28 protein-coding genes and 1 tRNA gene are annotated in these 26,662 nt (G+C 63.4%); 22 read left to right on the top strand and 7 right to left on the bottom strand.

Annotated elements, in window-relative coordinates; translation table 11 throughout:
• The first annotated feature begins 58 nt into the window (after nucleotides 1-58).
• The 5 genes from folD (at nucleotide 59) to ToN1_RS19720 (ending at nucleotide 3,759) form a co-directional block, all read left to right on the top strand.
• Complete coding sequence (gene folD, locus ToN1_RS19700) at nucleotides 59-931, top strand: bifunctional methylenetetrahydrofolate dehydrogenase/methenyltetrahydrofolate cyclohydrolase FolD (RefSeq protein ID WP_169208388.1); 873 nt, start codon at nucleotides 59-61, stop codon at nucleotides 929-931.
• Nucleotides 932-936: 5 nt separating this feature from the next.
• Nucleotides 937-1,431, top strand: a complete 495-nt coding sequence (gene purE, locus ToN1_RS19705) for a 5-(carboxyamino)imidazole ribonucleotide mutase (protein ID WP_169208387.1) — start codon at nucleotides 937-939, stop codon at nucleotides 1,429-1,431.
• A gap of 1 nt (nucleotide 1,432) precedes the next feature.
• Nucleotides 1,433-2,584, top strand: coding sequence for a 5-(carboxyamino)imidazole ribonucleotide synthase (locus tag ToN1_RS19710; RefSeq protein ID WP_169208386.1), 1,152 nt, complete (start codon nucleotides 1,433-1,435; stop codon nucleotides 2,582-2,584).
• Nucleotides 2,571-3,629 carry an L-threonylcarbamoyladenylate synthase gene (locus ToN1_RS19715; RefSeq protein ID WP_169208385.1) on the top strand — a complete coding sequence of 353 codons (1,059 nt, stop codon included), beginning with the start codon at nucleotides 2,571-2,573 and terminating at the stop codon, nucleotides 3,627-3,629. The genes ToN1_RS19710 and ToN1_RS19715 overlap by 14 nt, the downstream gene beginning before the upstream one ends.
• A 54-nt stretch (nucleotides 3,630-3,683) precedes the next feature.
• Nucleotides 3,684-3,759: transfer RNA gene (locus tag ToN1_RS19720), tRNA-Ala, on the top strand.
• A 390-nt stretch (nucleotides 3,760-4,149) separates the two neighbouring features.
• On the opposite strand, the gene ToN1_RS19725 is transcribed toward ToN1_RS19720, so the two are convergent.
• Nucleotides 4,150-4,425 carry a DUF4258 domain-containing protein gene (locus ToN1_RS19725; protein ID WP_169208384.1) on the bottom strand — a complete coding sequence of 92 codons (276 nt, stop codon included), beginning with the start codon at nucleotides 4,423-4,425 and terminating at the stop codon, nucleotides 4,150-4,152.
• Between the two features lie 159 nt (nucleotides 4,426-4,584).
• Here ToN1_RS19725 and ToN1_RS19730 point away from each other — a divergent pair, with 159 nt between their 5' ends.
• From ToN1_RS19730 to ToN1_RS19775, 10 genes are all read left to right on the top strand, one after another.
• Entirely contained in the window at nucleotides 4,585-7,959 is a 3,375-nt protein-coding gene (locus ToN1_RS19730) for a TM0106 family RecB-like putative nuclease (RefSeq protein ID WP_169208383.1), read from the top strand.
• A 1-nt stretch (nucleotide 7,960) separates the two neighbouring features.
• On the top strand, nucleotides 7,961-8,947 hold the full coding sequence (locus tag ToN1_RS19735) for a helix-turn-helix transcriptional regulator (protein WP_169208382.1): 987 nt from the start codon (nucleotides 7,961-7,963) through the stop codon (nucleotides 8,945-8,947).
• 62 nt (nucleotides 8,948-9,009) lie between these two features.
• Nucleotides 9,010-9,987, top strand: coding sequence for an HNH endonuclease (locus ToN1_RS19740; protein WP_169208381.1), 978 nt, complete (start codon nucleotides 9,010-9,012; stop codon nucleotides 9,985-9,987).
• 547 nt (nucleotides 9,988-10,534) lie between these two features.
• Nucleotides 10,535-11,691, top strand: a protein-coding gene (locus tag ToN1_RS19745; protein ID WP_210147871.1) for an IS3 family transposase whose coding sequence is annotated in 2 segments (ribosomal slippage) — nucleotides 10,535-10,799 and nucleotides 10,799-11,691 — 1,158 coding nt in all. Because the reading frame shifts where the segments join, the coding sequence is not laid out codon by codon here.
• A gap of 408 nt (nucleotides 11,692-12,099) precedes the next feature.
• Nucleotides 12,100-13,083, top strand: coding sequence for a helix-turn-helix transcriptional regulator (locus ToN1_RS19750; protein ID WP_169205105.1), 984 nt, complete (start codon nucleotides 12,100-12,102; stop codon nucleotides 13,081-13,083).
• 80 nt (nucleotides 13,084-13,163) lie between these two features.
• Nucleotides 13,164-13,394: a hypothetical protein gene (locus ToN1_RS19755; protein WP_169205106.1), complete on the top strand. Its 231-nt coding sequence runs from the start codon at nucleotides 13,164-13,166 to the stop codon at nucleotides 13,392-13,394.
• The gene (locus ToN1_RS19760; RefSeq protein ID WP_169205107.1) at nucleotides 13,391-14,170 is read left to right on the top strand and encodes a DUF932 domain-containing protein; all 780 of its coding nucleotides are present in this window, start codon (nucleotides 13,391-13,393) and stop codon (nucleotides 14,168-14,170) included. The genes ToN1_RS19755 and ToN1_RS19760 overlap by 4 nt, the downstream gene beginning before the upstream one ends.
• Nucleotides 14,171-14,184: 14 nt before the next feature.
• A complete protein-coding gene (locus ToN1_RS19765) occupies nucleotides 14,185-14,478 on the top strand; it encodes a hypothetical protein (RefSeq protein ID WP_169205108.1) in 294 nt (97 codons plus the stop codon).
• A gap of 75 nt (nucleotides 14,479-14,553) precedes the next feature.
• Nucleotides 14,554-14,778 carry a hypothetical protein gene (locus ToN1_RS19770; protein ID WP_169205109.1) on the top strand — a complete coding sequence of 75 codons (225 nt, stop codon included), beginning with the start codon at nucleotides 14,554-14,556 and terminating at the stop codon, nucleotides 14,776-14,778.
• Nucleotides 14,779-14,802: 24 nt separating this feature from the next.
• Nucleotides 14,803-16,104: a hypothetical protein gene (locus ToN1_RS19775; protein WP_169205110.1), complete on the top strand. Its 1,302-nt coding sequence runs from the start codon at nucleotides 14,803-14,805 to the stop codon at nucleotides 16,102-16,104.
• A gap of 59 nt (nucleotides 16,105-16,163) precedes the next feature.
• On the opposite strand, the gene ToN1_RS19780 is transcribed toward ToN1_RS19775, so the two are convergent.
• Nucleotides 16,164-16,484, bottom strand: coding sequence for a helix-turn-helix transcriptional regulator (locus tag ToN1_RS19780; RefSeq protein ID WP_169205111.1), 321 nt, complete (start codon nucleotides 16,482-16,484; stop codon nucleotides 16,164-16,166).
• 217 nt (nucleotides 16,485-16,701) lie between these two features.
• Between ToN1_RS19780 and ToN1_RS19785 the strand changes: the two genes are divergently transcribed.
• From ToN1_RS19785 to ToN1_RS19800, 4 genes are all read left to right on the top strand, one after another.
• A complete protein-coding gene (locus tag ToN1_RS19785; RefSeq protein ID WP_169205112.1) occupies nucleotides 16,702-16,995 on the top strand; it encodes a type II toxin-antitoxin system TacA family antitoxin in 294 nt (97 codons plus the stop codon).
• 68 nt (nucleotides 16,996-17,063) lie between these two features.
• Complete coding sequence (locus ToN1_RS19790) at nucleotides 17,064-17,489, top strand: GNAT family N-acetyltransferase (RefSeq protein WP_244860833.1); 426 nt, start codon at nucleotides 17,064-17,066, stop codon at nucleotides 17,487-17,489.
• 702 nt (nucleotides 17,490-18,191) lie between these two features.
• On the top strand, nucleotides 18,192-18,503 hold the full coding sequence (locus ToN1_RS19795) for a DUF5710 domain-containing protein (RefSeq protein ID WP_169205114.1): 312 nt from the start codon (nucleotides 18,192-18,194) through the stop codon (nucleotides 18,501-18,503).
• Nucleotides 18,504-18,516: 13 nt separating this feature from the next.
• Entirely contained in the window at nucleotides 18,517-19,125 is a 609-nt protein-coding gene (locus ToN1_RS19800; protein WP_169205115.1) for a 3'-5' exonuclease, read from the top strand.
• A gap of 54 nt (nucleotides 19,126-19,179) precedes the next feature.
• Here ToN1_RS19800 and eutC read toward each other — a convergent pair whose 3' ends face one another.
• The gene (gene eutC, locus ToN1_RS19805; protein ID WP_169205116.1) at nucleotides 19,180-20,004 is read right to left on the bottom strand and encodes an ethanolamine ammonia-lyase subunit EutC; all 825 of its coding nucleotides are present in this window, start codon (nucleotides 20,002-20,004) and stop codon (nucleotides 19,180-19,182) included.
• A 10-nt stretch (nucleotides 20,005-20,014) separates the two neighbouring features.
• A complete protein-coding gene (locus ToN1_RS19810; RefSeq protein WP_169205117.1) occupies nucleotides 20,015-21,406 on the bottom strand; it encodes an ethanolamine ammonia-lyase subunit EutB in 1,392 nt (463 codons plus the stop codon).
• Between the two features lie 225 nt (nucleotides 21,407-21,631).
• On the opposite strand from ToN1_RS19810, the gene ToN1_RS19815 reads away from it, so the two are divergent.
• From ToN1_RS19815 to ToN1_RS19825, 3 genes are all read left to right on the top strand, one after another.
• Nucleotides 21,632-21,934 (top strand): coiled-coil domain-containing protein, encoded by a 303-nt coding sequence (locus tag ToN1_RS19815; RefSeq protein WP_169205118.1) that lies wholly within the window; start codon nucleotides 21,632-21,634, stop codon nucleotides 21,932-21,934.
• Entirely contained in the window at nucleotides 21,931-22,329 is a 399-nt protein-coding gene (locus ToN1_RS19820) for a hypothetical protein (protein ID WP_169205119.1), read from the top strand. Before ToN1_RS19815 ends, ToN1_RS19820 begins: the two co-directional genes overlap by 4 nt.
• Nucleotides 22,330-22,486: 157 nt before the next feature.
• Nucleotides 22,487-22,786 (top strand): DUF3175 domain-containing protein, encoded by a 300-nt coding sequence (locus tag ToN1_RS19825; protein WP_169205120.1) that lies wholly within the window; start codon nucleotides 22,487-22,489, stop codon nucleotides 22,784-22,786.
• Nucleotides 22,787-22,795: 9 nt separating this feature from the next.
• Here ToN1_RS19825 and ToN1_RS19830 read toward each other — a convergent pair whose 3' ends face one another.
• From ToN1_RS19830 to ToN1_RS19840, 3 genes are all read right to left on the bottom strand, one after another.
• A complete protein-coding gene (locus ToN1_RS19830; RefSeq protein WP_169205121.1) occupies nucleotides 22,796-24,421 on the bottom strand; it encodes an MFS transporter in 1,626 nt (541 codons plus the stop codon).
• Nucleotides 24,422-24,595: 174 nt separating this feature from the next.
• Nucleotides 24,596-25,441, bottom strand: coding sequence for an S-formylglutathione hydrolase (gene fghA / locus ToN1_RS19835; protein WP_169205122.1), 846 nt, complete (start codon nucleotides 25,439-25,441; stop codon nucleotides 24,596-24,598).
• Nucleotides 25,442-25,460: 19 nt separating this feature from the next.
• Nucleotides 25,461-26,576 (bottom strand): S-(hydroxymethyl)glutathione dehydrogenase/class III alcohol dehydrogenase, encoded by a 1,116-nt coding sequence (locus ToN1_RS19840; RefSeq protein WP_169205123.1) that lies wholly within the window; start codon nucleotides 26,574-26,576, stop codon nucleotides 25,461-25,463.
• Nucleotides 26,577-26,662: the final 86 nt, after the last annotated feature.

Below are 26,662 nucleotides of genomic sequence, written 5' to 3' on the forward strand. Positions count from 1 at the left end.
GAAACACAAGCCCCTGATCCTGCGATAAAATGCCAGGTTTTTCATCAGGGCTTCTTTCATGACGGCTCGCATCATCGACGGCAACGCCCTCTCCGCGCGCGTGCGCGGCGAAATCGCAGATCGCGCTGCTGCGCTGAGTGCGCAGGGTGTGCAACCCTGCCTCGCCGTGATCCTCGTCGGCGAAAATCCGGCCTCCGCCGTATACGTCCGCAACAAGGTGTCCGGCTGCGAAAAGGCCGGCATCCGCTCGCTGCGCTACGATTTTCCGGCTGATGTCGATGCCGCCGAAGTCATGGCGAAGATCGCCGCGCTCAACGCCGATCCGGCCGTGCACGGCATCCTCGTGCAGCTGCCGCTGCCCAAGCAGTTCAACGAGGCGGAAGTGCTCGAGGCGATCAGCGTCGACAAGGACGTCGACGGCTTCCACGCCGAGAATGTCGGCCGCCTGTCGCAAGGCCAGGAAGCCTTCCTGCCGTGCACGCCGCATGGCGTCATGAAGATGCTCGAGGCCGAGAAAGTGCCAGTGCAGGGCGCCGAGGCCGTCATCATCGGCCGCTCGAACATCGTCGGCAAGCCGATGGCGATGCTGCTGACCAATGCCGGTGCGACCGTCACCGTGACGCACTCGAAGACGCGCGACCTCGCCTTTCACACCCGCCGCGCCGACATCCTCGTCGCCGCTATCGGCAAACCGCGTTTCGTCACGGCCGACATGATCAAGCCGGGCGCCGTCGTGATCGACGTCGGCATCAACCGCCTCACCGAGGGGCCGGATGCCGGCAAGCTGTGCGGCGACGTGGACTTTGCGGGGGCGAAGGACGTCGCCTCCGCGATCACGCCGGTGCCCGGTGGCGTCGGCCCGATGACCATCACCATGCTGCTCGCGAACACCGTCGAGTCGGCCGAACGCGCGCTGCGCAGGAAAGGTTAATTCTCATGAGCGACAAGCCCCTGATCGGGATCATCATGGGATCCAATTCCGACTGGCCCACCATGCAGGCCGCGGCGAAGATCCTCAAGGAATTCGGTGTTCCCTACGAGGCGCGCGTCGTCTCGGCCCACCGTACCCCGGACCTGATGTTCGCCTACGCGGACACCGCCCGCAGCCGCGGGCTGAAGGCGATCATCGCCGGTGCCGGTGGTGCCGCGCACCTGCCGGGCATGGTCGCCGCGAAGACCACCGTGCCGGTGCTGGGCGTGCCGGTCCAGTCCAAGGCGCTGTCCGGCCAGGATTCGCTGCTCTCCATCGTGCAGATGCCGAAGGGCATCCCGGTGGCGACTTTTGCGATCGGCGAGGCCGGTGCCGCGAACGCGGGCCTCTTCGCCGTTGCGCTGCTCGCCAACGAGGACGCCGCGCTGGCGAAGAAGCTCGAGGATTTCCGCGCCCGCCAGACCCAGGCGGTGCTCGACATGACGCTCGACGAGGTCTGATGTGATCCTGCCTCCCGCAACATTGGGAATGCTCGGTGGCGGCCAACTCGGCCGCTTCTTCGTTTCTGCCGCCCATGAAATGGGCTACAAGGTCTGGGTGCTGGACCCGGATCCGAACAGCCCCGCCGGTCTGATCGCCGACCGCCACATCGCCGCCGCATACGACGACTACGCCGCGCTCGACGAGATGGCGCATGGCTGTGCGGCCGTCACGACGGAATTTGAAAACGTTCCCGCGACGACGCTCGACTACCTCGCCAAGTTCGTTCCCGTGCACCCGTCGGCAAGTGCCGTCGCCGTGTGCCAGAATCGTGTCGCCGAAAAGACGTTCCTCGCCGATAACGGCCTGCCGCACGGCCCCTTCGCGGTGATCCGCTGCGAGGAGAATGTGCGCGATGCGGACGAAGCGCTCTTCCCCGCGGTGCTCAAGGTCGCCCGCTTCGGCTACGACGGCAAGGGGCAGGCGCGCGTCGCCAACCGCGAGGAGGCGCTGCACGCCTTCCACCAGTTCGGCGGCGAATCCTGCGTGCTGGAGAAGATGCTCAAGCTCGACAGCGAACTGTCGGTCGTGCTTGCGCGCGACGAGGCTGGCGCGGTGCGCTGCTTCCCGGCCGGCGAGAACAGCCATCGCCACGGCATTCTCGACGTCACCATCATGCCGGCGCGCGTCGAACCGATGCTGGCCGAGCGCGCGCGCGACGTGGCGCAGGCCATCGCAGAGCGCCTCGACTACGTCGGCACACTGGGTGTCGAATTCTTCGTCTGCGGCGGCCAGCTCTTCGTGAACGAGATGGCGCCGCGCCCGCACAACAGCGGCCACCACACCATTGACGCCTGCGTCACCAGCCAGTACGAGCAGCAGGTCAAGGCCCTGTGCGGGTTGCCGCTCGGCGAGCCGCGCGCCCACAGCGCCGCCGTGATGGTGAACCTGCTCGGCGAGCTGTGGTACGACGAGAACGGCGACTACCGCGAACCCGACTGGTCGGTCCTGCAGGCGATCCCCAACCTGCGCATTCACCTGTATGCCAAGCACCACGCCCGGCCCGGTCGCAAGATGGGCCACTTCACCGTGATTGGCGAGGACGCGGCACAGGTTCTCGCCACCGCGCTGCAGGCTCGCGCGGCGATCGGCATCCGCGATGACGGGCACTGATCCTGCGCAGCAGGCGGGCGAGCGCGATGTCCGGCGTGCGGCCGAGTTGCTGCGCGCCGGCGAGCTCGTCGGTATGCCGACCGAGACGGTGTACGGTCTTGCCGCCGACGCCCTGAACGTCGACGCCGTCGGCAAGATCTTCAGTGCCAAGGGCCGGCCGTCCGATCATCCGCTGATCGTCCATCTTCCCGACGCTGCGCACCTGGTGCGTTGGGCGCGAGCCATCCCGAAGGAAGCAATCGCCCTCGCGAATGCCTTCTGGCCCGGCCCGCTGACACTGATCCTCGAGCGCGAGGAGGGCGTACCTGATGCCGTCACCGGCGGGCAGGACACGGTCGGCCTGCGCGTGCCGGATCACCCCGTCGCGCTCGCGCTGCTGCGCGCATTCGACTCCGGCATCGCTGCCCCGTCCGCCAACCGTTTCGGTCGTATCAGCCCCACCACTGCCGCGCATGTGCGCGAGGAACTGGGTGACAAGGTCGCGCTGGTGCTCGACGGCGGCCCCTGCCAGGTTGGCATCGAATCGACCATCCTCGATCTTTCGCGCGGCATGCCCGTGATACTGCGCCCCGGCGCGATCTCCGCCGACGACATCGCCCGCGTCATCGGCCGCCGGCCGGCGGTGCGCACCTCGCATGCAGAGGAGGGCGCCGCTGCGGCCGAGTCCGACGAGCCGCGTGTTTCCGGCTCGCTCGCGGCCCACTATGCGCCGCGCACCCCGCTGCGACTCATCCCCGCCGCCCGCCTGGTCGAGGAAGCCGCTACGCTGGCAGGCGAGGGCAGCCGCGTTGCCGTCCTCGCACGCACGTGCGCGGACCCCAAGGATGCGCGCCTCACCTGGCGCAACGCCCCCGCCGACCCTGCCGGCTTTGCGCACGAACTCTACGCAAACCTGCGCGACCTCGATGCCTGCGGTGCGGATTTCATCGTCGTCGAGGCGCAGCCGGAAACCCCCGACTGGCAAGCGATCTCCGACCGCCTCGGCCGCGCAGCGGTGGGGTCCGGCGACGGAGAGGCTGAACTCGACGAACACGACGAAACCTGAGTGAAAGTTCGCCCTTCCAAAATGCCGGGAGCGTCGCTATAATTCGCCGCTCTTGGGCCGATAGCTCAGCTGGGAGAGCGCTGCGTTCGCAATGCAGAGGTCGAGGGTTCGATCCCCTTTCGGTCCACCAAATTCAAAAGGCCAGACATTGCTCTGGCCTTTTTCACGTCTGCCTGAAGCGCCAGTATTGGCGCGGGTTGCAGCGATTCGTGCGAAAGGTACGGTCGCGCCACAAAGACCACATTCGTCATAAATCGCACAAGAATTAGGCAGAGAGGGCTCTCTGCTCTCTGTTTGTGCGAAAGGCGGTTTTGCACGCGCCTTATACAAATCAACGGGTTGCGAAGGCATGTTTGAAACGTGCCGTGGCGGGCCAGGGCGATCGTGATCGAACTGATACCGCGAGCAGGCCTGGCCGCAGGAGAACGTGGTGACGGCACCCCAGCCCAACAATCCCCTGCACGGCTACTGGAGCGGATCTGGTGTGCTACGGCCGGGCGGTAAGGCGGTCCACTACGTCCTAATGGCGGTTGATACGCTTGTAGCGGTGGCCCACCGTGATGACCTTCCCACTGGTCGACACCACGACGTAGGCGTCTAGCTGGTGCTCGAGCTGCTTGGCGCGCCGCTCGCCGACGTGCTTGAGCAATTGGATGCGTGACGACTTGTCGAAATAGCAGATGACGGCGCCCCTGTGGTCGTACGCCTTGCGTCCCCATTCGATTAGGTAGTCGATCATTGATTCGGAGATGGCCCTTTGCTGCATCTGGGCGACCGCGTGATTGCTGAGCTGCATACCAAATCTCCCGTAATGATGTGGCGATGGGAAGAGTTTGACGCCGCTAGTGGCTCACAGATTGAGCCACATCTCTTGAGGGGACAAACTAAATACTGGCTCATTTCATGAGCTACGTACCGTGGTAACGTCACGATCTTTATGGCATAGGAAAACCGGATGCAAAAACCGGCTGGAGAAATCGTCCTATCGGCGAGCGACCTCTCCTTTTTCGCGGAATGCGCCCATCGGACCTGGCTTGATCGGTTGCATTTGGACCATCCGATGGAGAAGGCCGAGGATGATGAGCAAGCCCTGCTCATCCAGGGAAAGGGATACGAGCACGAGGAGCGGTTCTTCGCGACTCTAAAGGAAGGGGCGAGCTCCTGTGTCGAGATCGACTCCGACTGGTCGCTGGAAAGGAAGCTCGAAGCGACGCGGGCAGCCATCCTCGACGGCGCGCAAGTGATCTACCAAGCGACGCTCAAGCGGGGCAACCTGATGGGGCACGCGGACTTTCTCGTGCGATCCGGCCGGGGAAGCGGGGGGCAATGGCTGTACGAGGTCGCGGATACCAAGCTGGCCCGCTCGACCAAAGCCAAGTTCCTTCTCCAGCTCTGTTTTTATTCCGACCTGCTCTCGGATATCACCGGCGAACTGCCCCTCCACATGCACGTCGAACTGGGGAACGGAAAGCGGGAGAGCTTCAAGGTCAGCGACTATTTCCACTACTACCGCTCGCTGTTGGGCCGGCTGCTCGACTACCTCGCACCCTATCCCGACGGGACGGAAGTACCTTATCCGTCACCTTGCGATCACTGCGACTTGTGCCCCTGGCGGGAACGTTGCGCGGCCAAGCGGATCGATGACGACCACCTTTCCGCCGTCGCGGGAATCACTCGTCAGCAGATAGCCCGCCTCGAAGCCGCCGACATTCGTACCGTGGCCGCACTCGGGGCGCTCCCTGCCTCGCCGACCTTCCCCAAGATCGCGCCCGAGACCTTGGGGAAGTTACACGAACAAGCGCGTCTGCAGATCATTGAACGGGAGATGGGCAGCCAGGTTGTGGAGTTGCTTCCCATCGAAGCGGGAGCGGTTCGTGGATTCGCACGCCTTCCGAGGCCAGACGATGGAGACTTGTTCTTCGACATGGAAGGCGACCCCATGGAGGAAGGGGGCCTCGAATACCTGTTTGGCTTGTATTACTTCGATGCCGGGAAGCCCGTGTTCAAGGCGTTCTGGGCCCATACCCGCGAGGAAGAGCGGCTGGCTTTCACCGAGTTCATCGACTTCGTGATGGCCCGCAGGAGGGCGCATCCCGACATGCACTTGTACCACTACGCGCACTACGAGAACGCGGCAATCAAACGCCTGATGACTTCGCACGGGGTTCGCGAATCCGCCGTGGACCGGTTGCTCCGCGAGGGCCGGTTGGTGGACCTGTACAAGGTCGTGCGGGAAGGCGTCCGCGTGTCGAAAGACAGTTACTCGATCAAGGCGATCGAGGCGTTCTATTCCGAGAAGCGCACCTCTGACGTGAAGAAGGCGACCGATAGCATCGTCGTCTACGAACAGTGGCGAGAATCCAAAGATCCCGCGCTCCTCGAATCCATCCGCAAGTACAACGAGGAGGACTGCCGTTCGACCAGGCAACTGCGTGATTGGCTGCTGTCCTTGCGTCCCGACGAGCTGCCATGGTTCGAAGCGGCTGCCACCACAGCATCGAAGCAACCGGCACGTGCGAAGTCCGACAAGACACAGGAGCACGAGAAGCTCCTGGAGGAGTTCCACGAGCGTCTGGTTGCGCATCCCGAAAACCCAGATCTCGATCCGGAACTGGCTAAGCTGATCGACTCGCTCCTCGACTTCTACCGACGAGCAGCCAAGCCGCAGTGGTGGGCGCTATTCGACCGCCGAGAGGCGGAACTGGAAGAACTGATCGAGGAGCCGGAAGTGATCGGCGGCCTCTACGACCCTGAGTACGTTGGCGAAGGCGAGCGGTGCGGAACATACCGGTACCGCTATCCCGAGCAGGACTTCAAGGTGCGCTCCGGCGACCGAGCCGTTCGTCTCGACAACCTCAAAGAAGCCTTAGTCTGGAAAATCGACGAAGACGAGAATACGGTTGAACTTGAGTTTCGCTTGGGTGACGGGGAGCTTGAGCCTCCCTCGTCAATGTCGGTCTCGATCGGTGCACCGGTCGACACCACCACGATGCAACGCGCCGTATTCGCTTTCGCGGAGTCCCTCGTCCAAGGAGGGAGCCGTTACAAGGCGGTCCGGGATTACCTGCAGCGGCGAACGCCGGACATCCGCGGGCTAGAGCCAGGCCAGCCAATCGTCGGGACGGACGCGGCGCCCCTCGCCGCCGCCATATCCGCGGTCGAACGGCTCGATTCTTCCTACCTCTTCATCCAGGGGCCGCCGGGAACAGGCAAGACCTACACGGGATCGCTTCTGATCGCTTCGCTGCTGAAGGCCGGGAAGCGGGTGGCCGTCTCGTCCAACAGCCACAAGGCTATCAACAACCTTCTCGAGGCGGTCGACAAGCGGATGGAAGAGTCTGGGTGTTCCTACTTCGGGATCAAAAAGATATCGAAGGAGGAGCAGGCGGTCGAGAGCCGGTTCATCGCGAATTTCGATTCCGACAAAGCGATCCTCGAGGCGAACCCCGCGCCCCAACTTGTCGGGGGTACGGCCTGGACGCTCGCCAGGCCCGGTTTCAGGGATACGTTTGACTATCTGTTCATCGACGAGGCCGGTCAGGTTTCTCTGGCGAACACCATCGCGATGGGCATGTGCGCGAAGAACCTGATCCTGCTCGGGGACCAAATGCAGCTCGGGCAGCCGATTCAGGGCAGCCATCCCGGCAGGAGCGGGGAGTCGGCGTTGGAGTACCTCCTTGACGGAGAGTCCACAATTTCAGCGGACAGAGGAATATTCCTGGGGGTGACCTACCGGATGCATCCAGATGTCTGTAGGTTCATATCCGACGCGATCTATGACTCCCGTCTTCTATCGGCGGATTCGACGCTCCAGCAGCGGCTTGTCCTGGACGGTTCGGCTCACCCTGCCCTCCGTCCGACCGGGATCTGCTATTTCCCGATAGCGCACGAGGCGTGCTCGCAACGGAGCGAAGAAGAGGCCGCCGCCGTGCGGGAAATCGTTGAAAGTCTCCTCAGACAGCGGTATCGGGACGGCCAGAGTCGGGAGCATGCTTTCTCCCTCGAAAACATCTTGGTCGTGGCACCGTACAACATGCAGGTCAATCTGCTGAAACGGGTTCTGCCCAATGGCGCCCGGGTCGGCACGGTCGACAAGTTCCAAGGGCAGGAGGCAGAAGTGGTCATCGTATCGATGGCGACCTCAAGCGCAGAATACCTGCCGAGGAATCTGGATTTCCTGTTCAGTAAGAACCGGATCAACGTGGCCGTCTCCCGGGCGAAATGCCTCTCTGTCGTTCTTTTCAGCCCGAAACTCCTGAATCTACGCTGCAAGTCGCCCGGCGAAATGGCACTCGTGAACACCTTCGCCTACCTGAGAGGAGAGAACTGAAGTGGCCCAAGCGGCACGCTTGCGCGACATTGTCGCCATCTTGGAAGCGAGAAAACATCCTGTGCCTCGCGATGTTTTACTGAACGAGTTGGATGTCTCGCTTGCGACGTTCAAACGCGACATAGAGGTGTTGAGGGACCAGTTCCAAGCGCCGATCACCTGGTTGCCCGGCGAGGCCGGACGCGAACGCGGGTACGTCCTGGAGGACAAAGGCTGGTCGTCGGGTAAGCTGGGATTGCCGAGGGCCTGGTTTACGTCGAGCGAGATCCACGCCCTCTTGATGATAGATACGCTGGCCAGCCACATCGCGCCCGGCTTGCTGACGGAACATCTGCAACCTCTCATCACGCGGATAACGCTGGCACTGAGCGCGGCGGACGACACGCCCGAGGATATCCGCTCACGCATCCAGATCCTGGCGTCGGCAGCCCGTCGGCGGGATGCGGCCCATTTCGAGAACGTGGCCCAGGCGACGGTGCGCAGGAACTGCCTGGAGATCCTCTACTTCACCAAGAGCCGGAACGAGCGTAATAGGCGGGTCGTCTCCCCGCAGCGCCTCATCCATTACAAGGAAAACTGGTACCTGGTCGCCTGGTGCCACAAGGCGGAAGGACCGAGGGTCTTTGCATTGGACGGCGTCGAGGAAGCGAAAGTGCTGAAGGAACCCGCGGTCGAGGCGGACAAGGCGGCAATCGACGCCATGGTCGGGAAGGACTTCGGGATCTATTCGGGCGGCGACCGAAAATGGGCGAAGTTGCGGTTCTCCGCGCTGCAAGCGCGGTGGGTCGAGGCCGAAGTCTGGCATCCGGAACAGACGGCTTCCGTCCAGGAGGACGGATCTCTGGTGCTCGAGGTGCCATACAGCGACCCGCGCGAACTCCTGCTCGACGTCCTCAAGTTCGGCCCCGAGGCGGAGGTGCTCGAACCACCCGAACTCCGGGAGGAAGTGCGCTCGCGCCTCCGCCGGGCCCTGTCGCAGTATGAATGATTCAGTGGCTCATTATGTGAGCTACAGCGATCGTTACGATAGCGATATCGACGCGTTACGGCATGGATTCGTGGAAAGCGTCCCACGGAAATTTCACGATTGGAGCGAATGAATATATGGATGCTTGGGAAATTGCACTGAACAAAATAAACGAATTGGTTCTGGCAAAAAGGTTAAAGAAGTCCGTACCGTCGAAGGAGGGTATGTGCTTTTTCGAATGCGACCAGGGGCAATTCGCTTTGGAAGTGCCTCGCCGCACTAGAGGCGTAAAAGGAGCGAAATTTTGGTTCTCATTTCCACCGTCGGTACCCCTCGGCATCGAGGTCGAAGAAAAAGCCCCAGGTGATGGCAGGAATAACAAACTTAACACGACTCCTGGCTCGCGCATGGGCGAGTCCTACGCATGTTGGAACATATTAGTCGGCAATTCCAAGGAGAAACCACGCCAGACCATCGAAGCCATATTGTTCGGATTGAGCGGATCTGCGGAGTCATACGTGCCGGACATGGAGATCGAAGCCGGGATTCAATTTAGTAATGAACACGATCTCGAAAACGAGAAGCCAGAGTCAGCTAAAGAACTTACGGTCTCGGAAAGTGACCAGAAAGGACTGGAAAGCGATACGGTTAGCCTTAGCACGAGCGAACGGGAAGCCGTCGTCAAGGTTCGGTTTGGCCAGGGCGCCTTCCGATCTTCGCTCCTAGATATCGCTGGCGACGTCTGCTGGATGTCCGGTATCGAGGGGAAGGAACTGCTTATAGCCTCGCACATCCAGCCTTGGGCTCATTCCGAGAAGAATCGTGAAGCGAGAGGATGCCCCGACAACGGCCTACTGCTCTCATCACTTTGGGATGCAGCGTTCGACTCCGGACTGGTGACATTCGACGAGGATTGGCGGGTAGTTTCGTCCCCCGCGCTCAGCGAGTCCGCGAAAAAGCACCTTGGGCTTCAGGAAGAAAAGTTTCTTCCAAAGAGTTTCAGAAATCCTCGACGTGCCGAGTATCTAGCTTACCACCGCGCGGTAGTTTTCAAGCGATAACGGTTGCCTAGACATTCGAGTAATCCATCAAAGGAGCTGCCCTATATGGGAAAAAAGATAATCGTCTCGTCTGACGAGATTGCGGTCTGCCCGAAGTGCAACCACCAGTTTTCGCTCGACCAGGGTATTGCCCGCCATACGATCGAGCGTTATGAGCAGGAGTTCTCGGACGCCCTAGCGAGCGAGAAGAAGGAGCTCGAGGAGAGTTTGGCCAGGGAGGCCGAGCGGAAGGCCAACAAGCTCTTTGCAGAACAGATCGCCAAGCTGAAGGAAGACTTGGCCGACGTCCGTAAGGCCGAGCAGGATGCCCGCGCCCTGGTCACGAAAGCCGAAGCCGATGCGAAGGCCAAAGCAGCTGAGGCGTTTGCCCAGGAAAAGTCGGCCCTCACCGAGGAACTCACCGCGAAGAACGCGCAACTCGCCTCCTTTCGCGAGCAGGAATTGGCACTTCGCCGCCAGAAGCAGGTACTTGAGGATAAGCAGGCCAACTGGCCTGCCCCCGATTCTCCGGACACATTGCATGGCAACATGTGTCTAGGAGGAATCGATGCGAACAAGAAGGAAGTTCTCGGACGAGTTCAAGCGCGAGGCGGTGCGTTTGGCAACGCAGCCGGGTATGACGGCGACAGCGGTCGCCCGAGATCTGGGACTCGAGCGCAGCGTGCTGCGCCGATGGATGTTGAATGCGGAAGAAGGTCGCACCGATTTGACGCCTGGCAGGCCTCTGAAGAGCGACAGCCAGGCGGAACTTGAGCAACTGCGGCGCGAACTGGCGCGGGTGAAGATGGAGCGCGATATCTTAAAAAAGGCGCTCGGCTACTTCGCGAAGGACCCGACGTGAAGTTCGGCTTCGTTGCCAAACATCGGGCGGTGTGGCCGGTTCGGGTTCTATGTGAAGTGCTCGGAATTTCCCGCAGCGGCTTCTACGAATGGTTCAGTAGGCGGCCAAGCCCGCGTACCCGCGCCAACGAGAAGCTCACGGGGCTGATTCGGCAAAGCTTCGAAGCGAGCGATCGGACCTACGGTAGCCGACGTGTTTGGCACGACGTGCTTGCCTGGGGCGAGCACTGCGGCATTCATCGCGTTGCTCGCCTAATGAGGGCGGCCGGGCTGGCTGCGCGCAAGAAGCGTCGTCGCTCGCCCAACGATGCGGGCCTGCGGCCCGAACACAGCATTGCACCGAATCTGCTGCAGCGCGAGTTCGAGGCGGATGCGCCGAACAAGAAGTGGCTGGCCGACTTCACGTACCTGTGGACCGACGAAGGCTGGCTATACGTTGCGGCCGTGCTGGACCTGTACTCGCGAAGAATTGTCGGCTGGTCAATGAAGGCGGAAATGACTGCGCAACTGGTCATCGATGCGCTCTTGATGGCGGTCTGGCGGCGCGGTAAACCCAAGGAGCTGTTACACCATTCCGATCAGGGTAGCCAATACACCCGCGAAGACTTCCAGCGGCTGCTAGCCGACCAGGGCATCGTTTGCAGCATGAGTCGAAAGGGCAACTGCTGGGATAACGCCGCGATGGAGAGCTTCTTCTCCAGCCTCAAGACGGAACGTGCCGCGCGAAAGCGATATCCGACACGCGACGACGCTCGGGCGGACGTGTTCGACTACATTGAACGCTTCTACAATCCGCGGCGGCGTCACTCCGTGCTTGGATATCTCAGCCCGGTTCAGTTTGAAGAAAATATGGTGGCTGTGTAGCTACCGAAACTGTCCGGAGAATCGGGGGCAGGCCACTCAAAGAGCCTGAAAGCGCGATCAGGTAGAGGCGGTCGTCCCGGATTTCCCAGGTTCCCACGTAGCCTCGCCAGAGTGCCGTGTTGCGGTATGCAAAATCCGGCCGGCTACCAGCGAGCGCAAAGTAATCCTCAAGAGGTTCGGAGCACATCCGGACCTGGCGTTCCCGGTACTCAAGTTTTTCACCAATCTGGGCCGTCATTGCGCCTCCGAAGTGCGGTCTCGAACTGTTGAGAGAAGACTTTCCCTGAGCGGCTGCCTGATAGTATGCAGGATGCGCACGCTATAAGCATTGCTCGCTTGTCATCACTCGACCTAAAGTAGCACCCGCGAGGCTCACCGGGTGAGCCAGCCGACAACAAGAAACGGCCCATGGATCGCACCGAACGCTTCTACAAAATCGACCAACTCATCACCGAGCGGCGGCTCGTCGCCTTCAAGGACCTGCTCACGGCGCTGGAAGTGTCGCCTGCCACCTTGAAGCGCGACCTCGAATATATGAGGAACCGCCTGAGGGCGCCCATCGTGTGGGACCGGGACGCCGGCGGCTACCGTTTCGACAAGCTCGAGGCCGCCGCGGGGGCGCAGTACGAGCTGCCGGGGTTGTGGTTCTCCTCACAAGAGATCCATGCGCTGCTCACCATGCAGCACCTGCTGGCGAGCCTAGATCCGGGCGGACTGCTCGCGCCGCACGTCGCCCCCTTGCAGGCGCGGCTCAACGGCCTGCTTGGGACGACCGACGATCCGGCCGAGGAGATCCGCCGCCGGGTGCTGATCTTTGGGGTGGGCAAGCGAAACATGAAGCTCGCGCACTTCGAGAAGGTGGGCTCGGCGCTGCTGCGAAGAAAACGGATTCGGGTGAGTTACTTCGCGCGCGGCACGGGCGAAATCACCGAGCGCGAGTTATCGCCACAGCGCCTGGTGCACTACCGTGAAAATTGGTACCTCGATGCCTGGTGCCACCTGCGTGGGGCCTTGCGCAACTTCAGTGTGGATGCCGTCCAGCGGATCGAGAGCCTGGAGACGCCTGCCCGTGAGGTACCGCGCCGCACGGTTGAGCGCGAGCTCGGTCCTGGTTACGGCATCTTCGTCGGGCGCGACCAGGACGTTCGCTGGGCGCGCCTCGCTTTCAGTGCGGAGCGGGCGCGCTGGGTCGCTTCGGAACACTGGCATCCGCAGCAGAAGGGCACGCTGCAAGAGGACGGTCGTTACGTGCTGGAGCTTCCCTACACCGACGATCGCGAACTGCTGATGGACATCCTCAAGTACGGCGCCGACGTCACGGTGCTCGCGCCCGAAACGCTGCGCGAGCGAGTGGTCGCGGAGCTGGCACGCATGAACGACCTGTATCGCTGATCCACGGGTCGACTGGCTCATCTGGTGAGCTTTTCAAGAGATACGCTGAGCACCAGATATTCAACGACAAGGATACGTCCATGGCACACAACATCGGCGAGATGTTCTACTGCGGTGAAGAGCCATGGCACCGACTTGGAAAGCGCCTCGGCCGTCCCGCCAATCTGGAGGAAGCTCTCGAACATGGCGGCCTTGACTGGGAAGTCGGCACTGTACCTATCGTGCCCGCGGGCGAGCCTGCCTCCGAGATTCCCCACCGGGTCGCCGTCGTGCGCAAGGATCGGAAGCCGGGCGAAGCCGGCCGGGGGTGATCGGCGTCGTTCATCCCGGTTTCCGGCCACTGCAGAACCGGGCGGGCGCGGAAATGTTCGATGCGGTCCTCGGCCAGGGGCAGCCCATCTACCACACCGGTGGCTACCTTAAGAACGGCGAAGTCATCTGGTTGTTGGCGAGGCTCCCCGAGCACATCCAGGTGCGCGGGAACGATGTGCTGGAAACCTACCTCCTCTTCACCAACAGCCACGACGGTTCAGTAGCCATTGACATCCGGCTCACCACGGTGCGCGTCGTCTGCCAGAACACCTTGTCGCTGGCTCTGCACAAGAAGGCAGTCGGCAAGGTCTTCCGGCGCGCGCATGACGGGCGCTACGAATTGTTGAAGGAGCAGGCGAAGGTGTTCTTCGACTTCTGCGTGAAGCAGAGCCAGGAAACGCAGGTGCTCTTTGCCCGCCTCGCGCAAACCGAATGCGACGACAAGGCGTTTGAAACCTTCCTGACACAACTTTTGCCAGACCCCACACGACCCGTCACGGCGGGCAGCAACCCCCAGGTGGAACGCGCCTGGCAGACCCGGCTGGCCACCGCCCGGGCGACTCGCGCGCAGGTGTTGAGCGTGCACCGTGCTGGCATTCCCGCTCGCGCTCTTGAGCCTGAGGACAAGACCTGGTGGGGCGCGCTCAACACCATCACCGGCTGGGTCGATCACGTACAGGATACCGACAGCGAACACTATGCTCACATCCTGTTTGGGGCGGGCGACCGCATCAAGACGAACGCGCTAGATCGGATTCAGGCGATGATGGCCTGAGTAAGGAGGATGTCATGGTGACCGACGATCAGGATCCCGCAATTCCCGCATTCCTGCGCCTGCCGCCCGCCGAACGGCCGCGGCGTATGCGCTGCCTGACGCCAATGATTTCGCTCACGGCTCTCGCCGCGGCGCGCGACCGCTACCAGGCACAGTTCGGCACGCAGCCGGACGAGAGCCGCTTGGATCACCGTGGCATCTGGCACCGGATCGAGCTCATCAACCTCGCCTGCGAACGCGGAATTTCCCTCGACGCCTTACCGGAGGCTTTGGCGGCAGACCGCAAGGTGGACGACCCGACGCGCTAACGGACCGCGAGGCGTTGCGCCGCCCGCGGCAACGCGGTCGTGGGCATGCATTCAAGGATCCCAGGGGAAAGATTCATGCCGGGACAAGGCAATCACTGGAAAGCCCTCCACGACGACGAGGAATACATTCGCAAACAACCTCCGCAGGGCTGCGAGGCCGGAAGCCTCGTCGGCCGCTGGTTCTGCGGCGGTGTCGTGCGCGATATCGCGCGGGGTGAGCAGGCTGCCTGCGGCACGGTGGCGAGCGGTTCCGAAAGCACAAGGAGTTCCGAGAGGATGGTGCGATTCGGCGCTTCTTAATCTGATCGTCCGGAGTTCATGGCCATGACAATCGAAGATGCCTCTGACAGTCCGTTTGGTCCAGAAGAGAAGGTCACAACCCCGCTGTCGCGCGAGGCACTGTACGCGCTCGTCTGGTCGGAGCCGATGCTCAAGATTTCCACGAGGTTCGGTGTTTCCTCCAGCTACTTGGCAAGGGTTTGCACGTCCATGAACGTGCCGAGACCGGAGCGTGGATATTGGGCGAAACTGGCAGTCGGTAAGACTCAGCCGAAGCCGCCCTTACCCGATCCTCAGCCAAGCGACCATCTGGTCTGGTCGCGGGACGGCGATCATGTGCAGGTTCCTAAACCTCTGCCACGACCGCCGGTTCGGGCCAAACGCGCGGTGAAGGTTTCTACGGCATCGAATGACGTCCATCCGCTGGTGAAAGGCGCGAAGGCCCAATTCGAGGCCGGACGCATGTCTTACGCGGGAAAGTACCTCAAGCCGTCCAAGCGACTCCTGATTGATTTCGCGGTGACCAAGTCTGGTCTCGACAAGGCCTTGTCGTTTGCCAACCTGCTGTTCTTGTCCCTCGAAGCGAGCAGTCATCGAGTCCGGATAGCGACGAACGACGAGCACTTTCAGCGTGCAGCAATCGATGAACGCGAAAAGCCAAGCAAGGGTAATCATTACAACAATTTGTGGTCGCCCGGGCGGGTAACCGTCGCCTATGTGGGAACGGTGGCGATTGGTTTGACGATCATCGAGATGTCAGAGGAGGTGGAAGTCCGCTACGTCAATGGCGAATACATTCGTGTGGAAGACTACGTGCCACCGAAGCGGGGACGGTACGCGGTGGACCATACGTGGACGACGAGAAAGGATTTTCCGACGGGCCGGTTATGTTTGCAGGCCTACTCACCCTATTGGAGAGCCAAATGGATAAAGCAATGGCGTGAAACCAAGGATCGTGATTTGGCCGGCCAAATCAAGGAGATCGTCAAGGGATTGGAGCAGGCTGCGGGAGAAATCGCGGTCCTTGTCGAAGAAGGGGAGCGTCAGGCGAAGATTGAACATGAAAAGTGGGAGGCCCAGTGTGAGCAGCGGCGCCGAGAGGAGGCCGTGCGGCTGGCTGCGAAGGCGCTCAAGGACAGTAGGGATGACATCCACCGCATCATCGAATGTTGGGCAGAGGTAAACCGTATTGAGCAGTTCTTTACCGATATCGAACGGCGCGCCGACGAACTCAGTCCTGGTGAGCGAGCTCAGCTACTGGACCGTTTGAAGCGCGCCCGCGAATTGATCGGTCCGGTCGACGCGCTTGAACATTTCATGGCGTGGAAGACGCCAGAAGAGCGATAACTCTCAGCGATGCGGATCGTCCGAGTACATCAGTTCGATAGTCGCATCGGGGATCGAACTCAGGACCGCATAGTCACGGCGCGAGTGCGGTTCAAGAACCCCCGCATCCGAACAAGAACTGCCTCCTGTTCGGGGGTGAGTTCCACTTCGATCGGCGGAGCAGGGCACTCGGAGGAACTTGCCTCGGACGGGTGGATCGAGCGGCGCTTCACCAAGTGGATCAACTCGAAGGCTGCTGCCGCCCGAAGGGGGTAGCGAACGCATCTTCCGAACTTGACGTAGTCCGGGCCGCGATCCTCGATGCGCCACCGTTGTAGGGTTCTCGCGCTGATGCCCCAGTAAGCGGCGAGTTGTTGTTCACTCATGTAGGCGGGTTCCATAATCGACGTCCTCCTTACTCTCGTTTGTCGTGCGGATATGAAGGCGCTGTCTAAGAGGTTTGGCAACTGCTGCCGACGACGTGTGTGAGCCAGTTCTGTCGGCGCCACGCACGCCGGTTCATCGTCAACCAGGGCAACCGGTCGCCCGCCGGAACTAGACGGTGTGCGTCGTTTGTACTAACATTGCGGCAGTTGATCTAACAAACGAGGTGCCGTGATGGCTGCTATCGCATCCTCTCCTTCCGCCCGGTCTGCCCGCTTGGGGCTACGCGCCACTCACGAACAGGAAGTGGTGTTGCGCCGCGCCGCCGAGGTGGCGCATAAATCCCTGACCAACTTCATCCTGGACAGCGCCTGCTTGGCCGCCGAGCAGACTTTGCTGGACCAGCGCCTGTTTATGGTCTCCGGTAGTCAGTACCAAGCCCTGATGGATTTGCTGGAACAACCGGAGCAGCCCAATGAAGGCTTGCGTGATCTGTTTTCGCGCAAGGCGCCTTGGGATGCGAAGTGACATTGCGCGGACCTGAACCCCTGAGCATCCAACATCGGCTGGACGGATTCGACTGTGGCAAACTGGCCTTGAACGACTGGCTGCTGCGTCACGCCCGGCAGGCCCAGGGCAGCGGCTCAGCCAAGACCTTCGTCGTGGCCGATGATGACCGGGTAGCAGGCTATTTCAGTTTAACCGTCGGTCAGATCGATACGCTGGACGCGCCCGAGCGCATCCGAAAAGGGATGGGACAGTACCCGTTGCCGGTGGTGATTCTGGCGCGGCTGGCGGTTTCGGCGCGAGATCAGGGGCGAGGCATAGGCTTTGGTCTGCTGCAGGATGCGATCCGACGCACGATGCTGATTGCCGAGCAAGCCGGCATCCGGGCGATGCTGACCCACCCCATCGATGAAGACGCGGCGGGGTTCTACACCCGGTTCGGGTTCAGCGCCTCACCGCTGCGTGAGCAGCAACTGCTGTTGCTCCTGAAGGATGCCCGTCGCTGGGTACGCTGAACCATGAGTTGAAGGCGCTCCATTCCTTGTCGGCGTGCGTTGTGAACGTGTTCGACTACTGGTCGGAACGCAGTACGGCACCGCTGATGGCAGCGACGAACGTGGCCACTGCCAGGAGTGGGGTAGGCGTGATGCATCTCCGATGCCGCGTCAATAGTGCGAACTGCACTTGTATTTGAAGCTACCTGCGACTACGATTCCGGTCTCATACGGGGTTGGTTACTGGTCGCCCCAGCACCACCAACACATGAGGCCAGCCTTCCGCTGGCCTCAGTCATTTCTGCCGCAGCACTCAGTGTTGGCGCGGATTGCAGCCGTTTGCGGTGGTACGGCCGGGCAAGCTGGACGTCATTTTCCGCCCGCAGGCGCTGAGAATTCTCTCTTTTCTCCGTTTGAGCTGTGGGTGGTCGTGGCACTGTCTCCTTAAAAGTCGATCGATTGCGAGGCGGCGTTTGCGTCAATGATGCCAATCGGTCTGAATCGCCCTAATCTACGACCTGACCGTCGTCACGTGTAATACGGAAGATTTGCGGTTGGCCGAGGTGCGTAGCAGCAGTCCTTTCAACCCGCCCGTGACGACGATCTGAGCGGTCGCGCGTAGTCATCGGTATCCGGAGCGCTTCAGCCGTCGCCTACAGGGCGTCCGGCCTATAATGCGCCCCCACGATGCCTTTCCCGCAAAATGCCTTTTCCGCAAAAGTCATGAGAGTTAACCTGAAAGTCCCCTTCGCCGAGAAGGACCAGGCGAAGAAGCTCGGCGCCCGCTGGGATGCAGGACGCAAGGTCTGGTACGTCGAGGGACGTGCCGATCTGGCTGCGTTCGCGCAATGGTCGCCGACGCCGCATGATGCGTCGGCCGCCGATGCGGGTGTGCACAAGCGCGGCAGTGCGAACGGAGTGTCCGCGTCTGACTCGGTGCAGGTGGGTAGTCGTTACGTCGAGCGGCCGCGGGTATGCGATTGCCTCCCGTGGGAGGATTGTGACAAGTGTCGGCCTGCCGCGACGTCGAACTAGTGAGGGGGTAGACGTGGAAGTGGTGGCGGTCATCGACTTTGAGACAACGGGGCTGTCGCCGGCGCAAGGCGACCGTGCCACCGAGGTTGCTGCGGTGATCGTGGCGGATGGGGAGGTGGTGGATCGCTATCAGAGCCTGATGAACGCCGGGGTCCGCATCCCGCCATTCATTGAATCGCTCACCGGAATTTCCAACGCCATGATCCGCAGTGCCCCGCCGGTGGCAGAGGTGATGCGGGACGTGTCGGATTTTGTCGGCGATTACCCGCTCGTTGCCCATAACGCCGCATTCGACTCGAAATTCTGGGACGCGGAGTTGGCGCGGGTGCAGCGGACCCGGGCGCAGGATTTCGTCTGTTCTCTTTTGCTGGCGCGGCGGATTTTGCCCCAGGCTCCCAGTCACAGGCTCGGTGCGCTGGTTGAATATGCGAATCTCCCGGTCGCGGGCCGATACCACCGGGCATTGGCCGACGCGGAGATGGCGGCGAGCCTGCTGATGTACCTTGAAGACGAGCTGCTCCAGCGCCATGAAGTGCGCGACGTGTCGGTGGAACTCCTGCGGCGGATCCAGCGGGCGCCCAAGAGCCAGCTGGCGAAGTGCATCGCGGCTCGGAGGGCCTAAGGATCCGTTCCATAGCCTGTGACCGGCCGCAGGGGGAGAACGTGCGCGTTTCTTCTACGGGATGCTCGGTGCATCGAGCAGGAAATTCGTCGCCGGCGCGGTGAGGTGTTCCTGGGGCGCTTGGGCCTCGTCTTTGAGGGACACGCCGGACAACTGTCTGCGCCGTGCCTCAGTCATCAGCCAGAGCAGCTTTTCGGCCGCGAGGTCGAGGTGGAGCCCTTCGCGCCGGATGTTGGAGATGCAGTTGCGCTGTGCGTCCGTCGTGCCCGGCCGCGGCTGCCACGTGAGGTAGATGCCCATGCTGTCCGGGGAGCTGAGGCCGGGGCGTTCGCCGATGAGGACGGCGACCATGCGGGCGTTGAGCGCCTGGGCGATGTCGTCGCCAAGGGCGACCCGGGCCTGTTCGGCAATGACGACGGGAGCCAGCCTCCAGGACCGTGGGGGAAGTTGTGGCAGGAGCGCGTCGAGGAAGGGGAGGGCGTTGCGTTCGATTGCGAAGGCCGAGAGGCCGTCGGCAATGACGAGGGCGAGGTCGAACGGCGCGTCGTCCCGTGCGCGCTGCGCTTGCAACGCGGCGCGCGAGGGGGTATCGAGGCGGCGGCCGAGGTCGGGACGCTGGAGGTAGGCCGGGCGGTCGGGTGCGGCGCTGTGGACGAGCTCGAATTGCAGGTCGCGCGCACCGAGGCCCGCGCTCAGGGATTCGACTGGTAGCGCATGATGGACGGCGTCGCGGGCGCGGGCGTGTGCGAGCTGGAATTCCAGATGGGCGTGTGTCGGGAGGCTGCTGCCTGCGCGTCCCAATGCGATCCGCGCCGAGGTGAAGCGGCGCAGCTGCGCCCAGCGATCGGGAATCAGTACGGTTTCATCCTGGTCGTCCATGGCGATTGCCTCAGCGCACGTTGGAGAGAGCGTGCCGGAAGGGAGCGGGCAGGTCCCGCGACAGGGCCAGCCGTTCGCCCGGTTCGAAGATGCCGCTTTCGTGCAGCCAGGTTTCGAACTCGGGAGCGGGGCGCAGGCCGAGCACTTGGCGGACGTACATCGCGTCGTGGAAGGACGTGCTCTGGTAGTTGAGCATGACGTCGTCCGCGCCGGGCACGCCCATCACGAAATTCACGCCGGCGACGGCGAGCAGCGTGAGCAATCCGTCCATGTCGTCCTGGTCGGCTTCGGCGTGGTTGGTGTAACAGACGTCGCAGCCCATCGGCACGCCCAGCAGCTTGCCGCAGAAGTGGTCCTCGAGGCCGGCGCGCGTGATTTGCCTGGCGTCGTACAGGTATTCGGGGCCGATGAAGCCGACGACGGTGTTCACGAGCAGGGGCTTGAATTTCCGCGCGACGGCGTAGGCTCGCGCCTCGCAGGTCTGCTGGTCGACGCCGTGGTGGGCGTTGGCCGACAGGGCGCTGCCCTGGCCGGTTTCGAAGTACATGAGATTGTCGCCGACGCTGCCGCGTTGCAGCGACCGCGCGGCGTCGCGCGCCTCGGCGAGCCGCGCGAGGTTGATGCCGAAGCTCGCGTTGGCGGCCTGCGTTCCGGCGATGGACTGGAACACGAGGTCGACCGGCGCGCCGCGGCGGATCGCTTCGATGGTCGTGGTGACGTGTGTGAGGACGCAGGCCTGGGTGGGGATGCTGTATTTGGTGATGACGGCGTCGAGCAGCCCGAGCAGGCGCGTCACGGCCTGAATGTTGTCGGTCGCGGGATTCACGCCGATGACGGCGTCGCCGCAGCCGTACATGAGGCCGTCGAGCATGCTGGCGGCGACGCCGGCTGGGTTGTCCGTCGGGTGGTTGGGCTGCAGGCGGGTGGCCATGCGGCCGGGGAGGCCGATGGTGTTGCGGAAACGGGTGACGACGCGGCATTTCTTCGCGACGAGGATCAGGTCCTGCACGCGCATGATCTTGCTCACGGCTGCCGCCATCTCGGGCGTGAGTCCCGGCGCGAGTGCAGCGAGCGTGGCTGCGTCGGCCGCTTCGGACAGCAGCCAGTTGCGGAAGTCCCCGACGGTGAGGTGGCTGACGGGCGCGAAGGCGGTCGTGTCGTGCTCGTCGATGATGAGGCGGGTGACTTCGTCCGTTTCGTAGGGGATCGGCACCTCGTTGAGGAAGGTGGCCAGCGGCAGTTCTGCGAGCGCCATTTGCGAGGCGACGCGCTCCTCGTCGCTGCCTGCGGCAAGGCCGGCGAGCCGGTCGCCCGAGCGCGTCGGCGTGGCCTTGGCGAGCAGGCTCTTCAGGTCGGCGAACCGGTAGCTCTTTCCATCCACGGTGTGTGCGTAGCGGGGCATGGGGTCCGGCTCCGGTGGCGGCATGTATCGATTGTAGTCAACGTCCGGCTTTGATCCGCAGTCGGAGTGCGGCGCCCTGCTCCGGGTATGCCGGCACCCGCGGATTTTCTGTCCTATCATGGATTTGGGGCATTTTCCGCATGGCGATTGACTATCCGAATGTGCCAGCGGACGAGTGGCCCGGCCATTGGTCTCGACGTGGGTCGTCCATGTGCGGAGGGTGTCATGCGCAGATCGCTTGCTGTTGCATTCCTGGTTGCTCTCGTCGCGGCTTACCCGGCCGTGGCACAACAGCGCCCCGGTTTGGCCGGAGAGGGGAAGGCGGACCGTCCGGGGCTGGCCGCCGGATCCGACTCGGGAACTGATGGCGATCGGCAAGGGCCGGGAAGGAGCGGCGCCGCGGAGTCGTCTGTCGATGTCCAGGCGCTGCGTCACGAGAATGCGGTACTCAAGCGCAAGGTGGGTCTCCTCGAGAAGCAGGTCGACTTGCTGCGGCAGCGCCTGGATTCGCTGGAGGGCGGGCAATGACGAAGGCGGAATTCGACCAGCAGATGGCCGACCTCGACCGGGAACTCGCGCAGGTGCCGTCTACGTCCGTGAAGTCCGTGGCGGCGACGCCCACCGCGGGGCCGGAGTGGTGGTCGAACCAGAATGCGATGACGATGAGTGCGGTGGTGCTGATCTTCGGCATCGTGGTGCTCGTCCTCTGCGCCGGGCTGATGCGCAGTTCGCGCCCGTCACCGGAGGCCATCCTGCGCGTGTTCGGGACGGTGCTGATCATCACCGGTGCATTGTTCCTGGTGGTCGCCGGATACACAGACCAGCAGGTCGCGCCGGTGATGGGCCTGTTAGGGACGCTTGCGGGCTATCTGCTCGGAAAGGGCTCCCCGAACGAGCCGAGGCCGCCGCGTACGGAGAAGTGAAGGGCGGTCGCCGAGCGTTGGGCGCATAATCGACGCTTGTTCCCGACGAAGGAGATACGCATGGAGCACGTGCTGGGCGTGGTTGTGCTCTTCGGCATCATTGCCTGGGCTTGTGTCCGGGCGATGCGCGGGCCGCGCTCCTAGACGCAGCCACGCGATGGTGCCAGCCGGTCGACGCTGGTCGCAGAAGGTCACCGAAAGCAGCCGGGCGCTGGATCTGGAGCCCGGGGTCTTTGCGCTCGTGGATCCGCGGGAAATTGCACTTTCGTTGCAGCGTTCGGCCGAGGCGAGCGTGAATCGGAAGGCCGGGCCGTTCCGGTCGGCGATGTCGATGCTGAATTTCTACATCAACCGCGCGGGCAGGAATCTCCCCGCCGAGCGGCGTGCCTGCCTGGAGGCGGCGAAGGGCGAGCTGCGTCGCCTCTACGGGCGGACTGAACTGCACGACGCCGATTGAATCGGTGGCTCATGGCGTGTCGGTAGCGCCGGTGCGACCGTCGAAGGTCTCCGCAACGTAGCGCCGCATCAGCGGCGCCTCGGGGCCGACGTGGAAGGCGAGCCGACGCTCGCGCAGGCCGAGGTCCGCGGCGGTGAAGCGTTCCAGGCGCCGCTGGTGCTCGATCCAGTTTTCGTCGAGGAAGTATTCGATGTAGCGTTCCGGGCGCGCGGTGTCGCGGAACAGGCCCCAGGACAGTGCGCCCTGGCGCAGGCGGGCGCGGCGGGTTTCCTGCATCACGGCGTTGAAGCCGGCAGCGCGCGCGGGGTCGATCAGGTATTCGATGGTGACCATCACCGGCCCCTTGTCGGGCTCGATGTCGATCGCGGGCGGTGGCAACGTGGCGACGACGGCTGCGGGGCTGTGGTCGTCGTCGTGCGCGCCGATGGCGACGTGGCGGCGGGTGAGCAGCAGCACCAGCGGACCCACGACGGAAGCGATGAGGATGCTGATCGCGACCGACGTGAGGTTCGCGACGTAGCCCCACAATGCGGCGCCTGCGGCGCTGCCGCCCATCAGGGCCATCTGGTAGATCGACATGCCGCGCGCGCGCACCCAGTTGGGCAGGCCCATCTGCGCCGCCACGGTGAGCGCGTTTGCGGTGGCGATCCACGCCACGCCGGCGACGAACATGGCAGGCAGTGCGACCCACAATGTCGGCACGAGGACGACGACAGCGGCGCTCCCGGCGTGGAGGAGGGTGCCCCAAACGACGAAGTCCTCGCGTTCCAAACGCTTCCGCAGACGCTCGAGGTTCAACGCCGCGACAATTGCGCCGCCCCCCATGGCGGCGAGCAGGCTGGTGTAGGCCGTTGCGCCGCCCGAGTGGAGGTCGCGGACGACGAGCGGCAGCAGCGCGGTCAGCGAGGTCGATTGCAGGAAGAACAGGAAGATGCGTGCGAGGACGGCGCGCATCGGCGGCGACTGCATCACGTGCTGCAGCCCCACGCGCATCGCGGCAAGGAAGCGTTCGCCGGGGAGGGCGCTGAGCTTCGGTTCGGATTGCCAGCGCAGGATCATCACGAAGGCGAAGATCGAAAGCAGCGCGTTGATCAGGAAGACGTAGGCGCTGCCGGCGCCCGCGAGCAGCGTGCCGGCGACTACCGGGCCGATGATGCGCGACATGTTCATCGCGACACCGTTGAGTGCAAGCGCCGCGGGCAGTTCGCGGCGCGGCACGACGTCCGGGATGATCGCGGCGAACACCGGCCAGCGCAGGGCGAGACCGATGCCGTTGGCGAAGGTGAGCGCGAGCAGCAGTTCGGCCGTCAGCAGGCCGGAAAACGCGAGCCCGCTCAGCAGCACGGCAACCGTGGCAACCCACAGCTGCGTCACGGCAAAGTACTTGCGCCGATCCACGATGTCCGCGAGGGCGCCGCTCGGCAGGCCCAGCAGGAATACCGGCAGCGTCGAGGCCGCCTGCACCATGGCGACCATGAAGGCGCTGGTGGTCAGCGAGGTCATCAGCCAGGCCGAGGCGACATCGTTCATCCACATCGTGATGTTCGCGGCGAGCCAGGCGAGCCACAGCATGCGGAACATGGCCTGGCGCAGCGGTGCGAGGGCGGATGGACTGACGTCGGATTCGTTGGGCAAGGCGATCTCTCCGGTGGCGAGCTTCCGCGGTGACCGGGAATGGGCCTTGTTGTGTGTTTCCCGTCGAGACGAGTATAGCGAGCCCGACCGCCGAGCCGCCTGCCTTGATCGCAAATGCCAGGGGGCGAACCGGGAGCACATGAAGCTTTCGCTTGGTGCCCCGGTTGCGTTCGGCTAATCGCAGAGCGCCGCGGCGTGGTGCCGCAGGTGATCCTCGATGAAGCTCGCGATGAAGTAGTAGCTGTGGTCGTAGCCCGGTTGGCGGCGCAGCGTCAGCGGGTGGCCGGCGGCGCGGGCGGCGGCTTCGAGGGCTTCGGGCTTGAGCTGGGTGGCGAGGAAGTCGTCGCGGTCGCCCTGGTCGACGAGCAGGGGCAGGCGCTCCTGCGCGTCGGCGATCAGCACGCTTGCGTCCCACTCGCGCCAGCGCGTGCGCTCCTCGCCGAGATAGCGCGAGAAGGCCTTTTCGCCCCACGGGCAGTTCATCGGGTTGGTGATCGGCGCGAAGGCCGAGACCGAGCGGTAGCGGCCGGGATTGCGCAGCGCGCAGACGAGCGCGCCATGCCCGCCCATCGAGTGGCCGCTGATCCCGCGGGCGTCCGACACCGGGAAGCTGGCTTCGACGAGCGCCGGCAGCTCGTCGACGACGTAGTCGTGCATGCGGTAGTGGCGCGACCACGGTTCCTGGGTCGCGTTGAGGTAGAAGCCCGCGCCGTGGCCGAAGTCCCATGCGCCATCCGGGTCGCCCGGCACGTCGGCGCCGCGCGGGCTGGTGTCGGGCGCGACGATGACGAGGCCGAGCTCCGCGGCGACGCGCTGGGCGCCGGCCTTATGCATGAAGTTCTCGTCGGTGCAGGTCAGGCCCGAGAGCCAGTACAGCACGGGCAGCCTGCCGCCCTGTTCGGCCTGCGGCGGCAGGTACACGGCGAAGGTCATGTCGCAACCCAGGGTCTGCGAGCGGTGACGGTAGCGCTTGAGCCAGCCGCCGAAGCTCTTCTGGCAAGAGAGGTTTTCGAGGGTCATGGAAGTCCCCTGCCGCGCATCAGAAATGGATCACCGTGCGGATGCTCTTGCCCTCGTGCATCAGGTCGAAGGCCTCGTTGATCCGGTCGAGCGGCATGGTGTGCGTGATGAAGGTGTCGAGCGGGATTTCGCCCTTTTGCGCCTTCTGCACGTAGCTCGGGAGTTCCGTGCGGCCGCGCACGCCGCCGAAGGCGCTGCCGCGCCACACGCGGCCGGTGACGAGCTGGAAGGGGCGGGTGCTGATCTCCTGGCCCGCGCCGGCGACGCCGATGATCGTCGATTCGCCCCAGCCCTTGTGGCAGCACTCCAGCGCCGCGCGCATCAGCTTGACGTTGCCGACGCACTCGAAGGAGTAGTCCACGCCGCCGTCGGTCATCGCGACGATCACGTCCTGGATGGGCTTGTCGTGCTCGTTCGGGTTCACGAAATCGGTCGCGCCGAGCTGCTTGGCGATCTCGAATTTGTCCGGGTTGATGTCCACGCCAATGATGCGCGAGGCCTTCGCCATCTTCGCGCCGATGATGGCCGCGAGGCCGATGCCGCCCAGGCCGAAGATCGCGACCGTTGCGCCTTCCTCGACTTTCGCGGTGTTGAGCACGGCGCCGATGCCGGTCGTGACGCCGCAGCCGAGCAGGCACACCTTCTCGAGCGGGGCATCCTTGGGGATCTTCGCCAGCGAGATCTCGGGCACGACCGTGTATTCGGAGAAGGTCGAGGTGCCCATGTAGTGGTAGATCGGCTGGCCCTGGTAGGAGAAGCGCGTCGTGCCGTCGGGCATCAGGCCCTTGCCCTGGGTGGCGCGCACGGCCTGGCACAGGTTGGTCTTGCCCGACTTGCAGAACTTGCACTCGCGGCATTCGGCCGTGTACAGCGGGATCACGTGATCGCCGACCTCCAGCGAAGTCACGCCTTCGCCGACCGCCTCGACGATGCCGCCGCCCTCATGTCCGAGGATCGCCGGGAAGATGCCTTCGGGGTCGTCGCCGGAGAGCGTGAAGGCGTCGGTGTGGCACACGCCGCTCGCGACGATGCGCACCAGCACCTCGCCCTTCTTCGGCGGCTCGACATCCACTTCGACGATCTGCAGGGGCTGCTTGGGGCCGAAGGCGACGGCGGCGCGCGACTTGATGGTCATGGCGAGGGCTCTCTCTGTTGTTGTCGGGGATAGGCGATGAAGTCTAATTGATGCGGCAGTGTCGATAATCGGCATGCCGGCAATAT

The sequence above is a fragment of the Aromatoleum petrolei genome (assembly GCF_017894385.1).
GTDB classification, from domain to species: Bacteria; Pseudomonadota; Gammaproteobacteria; order Burkholderiales; family Rhodocyclaceae; genus Aromatoleum; species Aromatoleum petrolei.

What these genes read in the sequence shown, in the direction of transcription:
- folD (WP_169208388.1), top strand. Translation starts at nt 59, where the DNA reads ATGACGGCTCGCATCATCGACGGCAACGCCCTCTCCGCGCGCGTGCGC.
- purE (WP_169208387.1), top strand. Translation starts at nt 937, where the DNA reads ATGAGCGACAAGCCCCTGATCGGGATCATCATGGGATCCAATTCCGAC.
- ToN1_RS19715 (WP_169208385.1), top strand. Translation starts at nt 2,571, where the DNA reads ATGACGGGCACTGATCCTGCGCAGCAGGCGGGCGAGCGCGATGTCCGG.
- ToN1_RS19725 (WP_169208384.1), bottom strand. Translation starts at nt 4,425, where the DNA reads ATGCAGCTCAGCAATCACGCGGTCGCCCAGATGCAGCAAAGGGCCATC.
- ToN1_RS19730 (WP_169208383.1), top strand. Translation starts at nt 4,585, where the DNA reads ATGCAAAAACCGGCTGGAGAAATCGTCCTATCGGCGAGCGACCTCTCC.
- ToN1_RS19740 (WP_169208381.1), top strand. Translation starts at nt 9,010, where the DNA reads ATGGATTCGTGGAAAGCGTCCCACGGAAATTTCACGATTGGAGCGAAT.
- ToN1_RS19750 (WP_169205105.1), top strand. Translation starts at nt 12,100, where the DNA reads ATGGATCGCACCGAACGCTTCTACAAAATCGACCAACTCATCACCGAG.
- ToN1_RS19755 (WP_169205106.1), top strand. Translation starts at nt 13,164, where the DNA reads ATGGCACACAACATCGGCGAGATGTTCTACTGCGGTGAAGAGCCATGG.
- ToN1_RS19765 (WP_169205108.1), top strand. Translation starts at nt 14,185, where the DNA reads ATGGTGACCGACGATCAGGATCCCGCAATTCCCGCATTCCTGCGCCTG.
- ToN1_RS19770 (WP_169205109.1), top strand. Translation starts at nt 14,554, where the DNA reads ATGCCGGGACAAGGCAATCACTGGAAAGCCCTCCACGACGACGAGGAA.
- ToN1_RS19775 (WP_169205110.1), top strand. Translation starts at nt 14,803, where the DNA reads ATGACAATCGAAGATGCCTCTGACAGTCCGTTTGGTCCAGAAGAGAAG.
- ToN1_RS19780 (WP_169205111.1), bottom strand. Translation starts at nt 16,484, where the DNA reads ATGGAACCCGCCTACATGAGTGAACAACAACTCGCCGCTTACTGGGGC.
- ToN1_RS19785 (WP_169205112.1), top strand. Translation starts at nt 16,702, where the DNA reads ATGGCTGCTATCGCATCCTCTCCTTCCGCCCGGTCTGCCCGCTTGGGG.
- ToN1_RS19795 (WP_169205114.1), top strand. Translation starts at nt 18,192, where the DNA reads ATGAGAGTTAACCTGAAAGTCCCCTTCGCCGAGAAGGACCAGGCGAAG.
- eutC (WP_169205116.1), bottom strand. Translation starts at nt 20,004, where the DNA reads ATGGACGACCAGGATGAAACCGTACTGATTCCCGATCGCTGGGCGCAG.
- ToN1_RS19810 (WP_169205117.1), bottom strand. Translation starts at nt 21,406, where the DNA reads ATGCCCCGCTACGCACACACCGTGGATGGAAAGAGCTACCGGTTCGCC.
- ToN1_RS19815 (WP_169205118.1), top strand. Translation starts at nt 21,632, where the DNA reads ATGCGCAGATCGCTTGCTGTTGCATTCCTGGTTGCTCTCGTCGCGGCT.
- ToN1_RS19820 (WP_169205119.1), top strand. Translation starts at nt 21,931, where the DNA reads ATGACGAAGGCGGAATTCGACCAGCAGATGGCCGACCTCGACCGGGAA.
- ToN1_RS19825 (WP_169205120.1), top strand. Translation starts at nt 22,487, where the DNA reads ATGGTGCCAGCCGGTCGACGCTGGTCGCAGAAGGTCACCGAAAGCAGC.
- fghA (WP_169205122.1), bottom strand. Translation starts at nt 25,441, where the DNA reads ATGACCCTCGAAAACCTCTCTTGCCAGAAGAGCTTCGGCGGCTGGCTC.
- ToN1_RS19840 (WP_169205123.1), bottom strand. Translation starts at nt 26,576, where the DNA reads ATGACCATCAAGTCGCGCGCCGCCGTCGCCTTCGGCCCCAAGCAGCCC.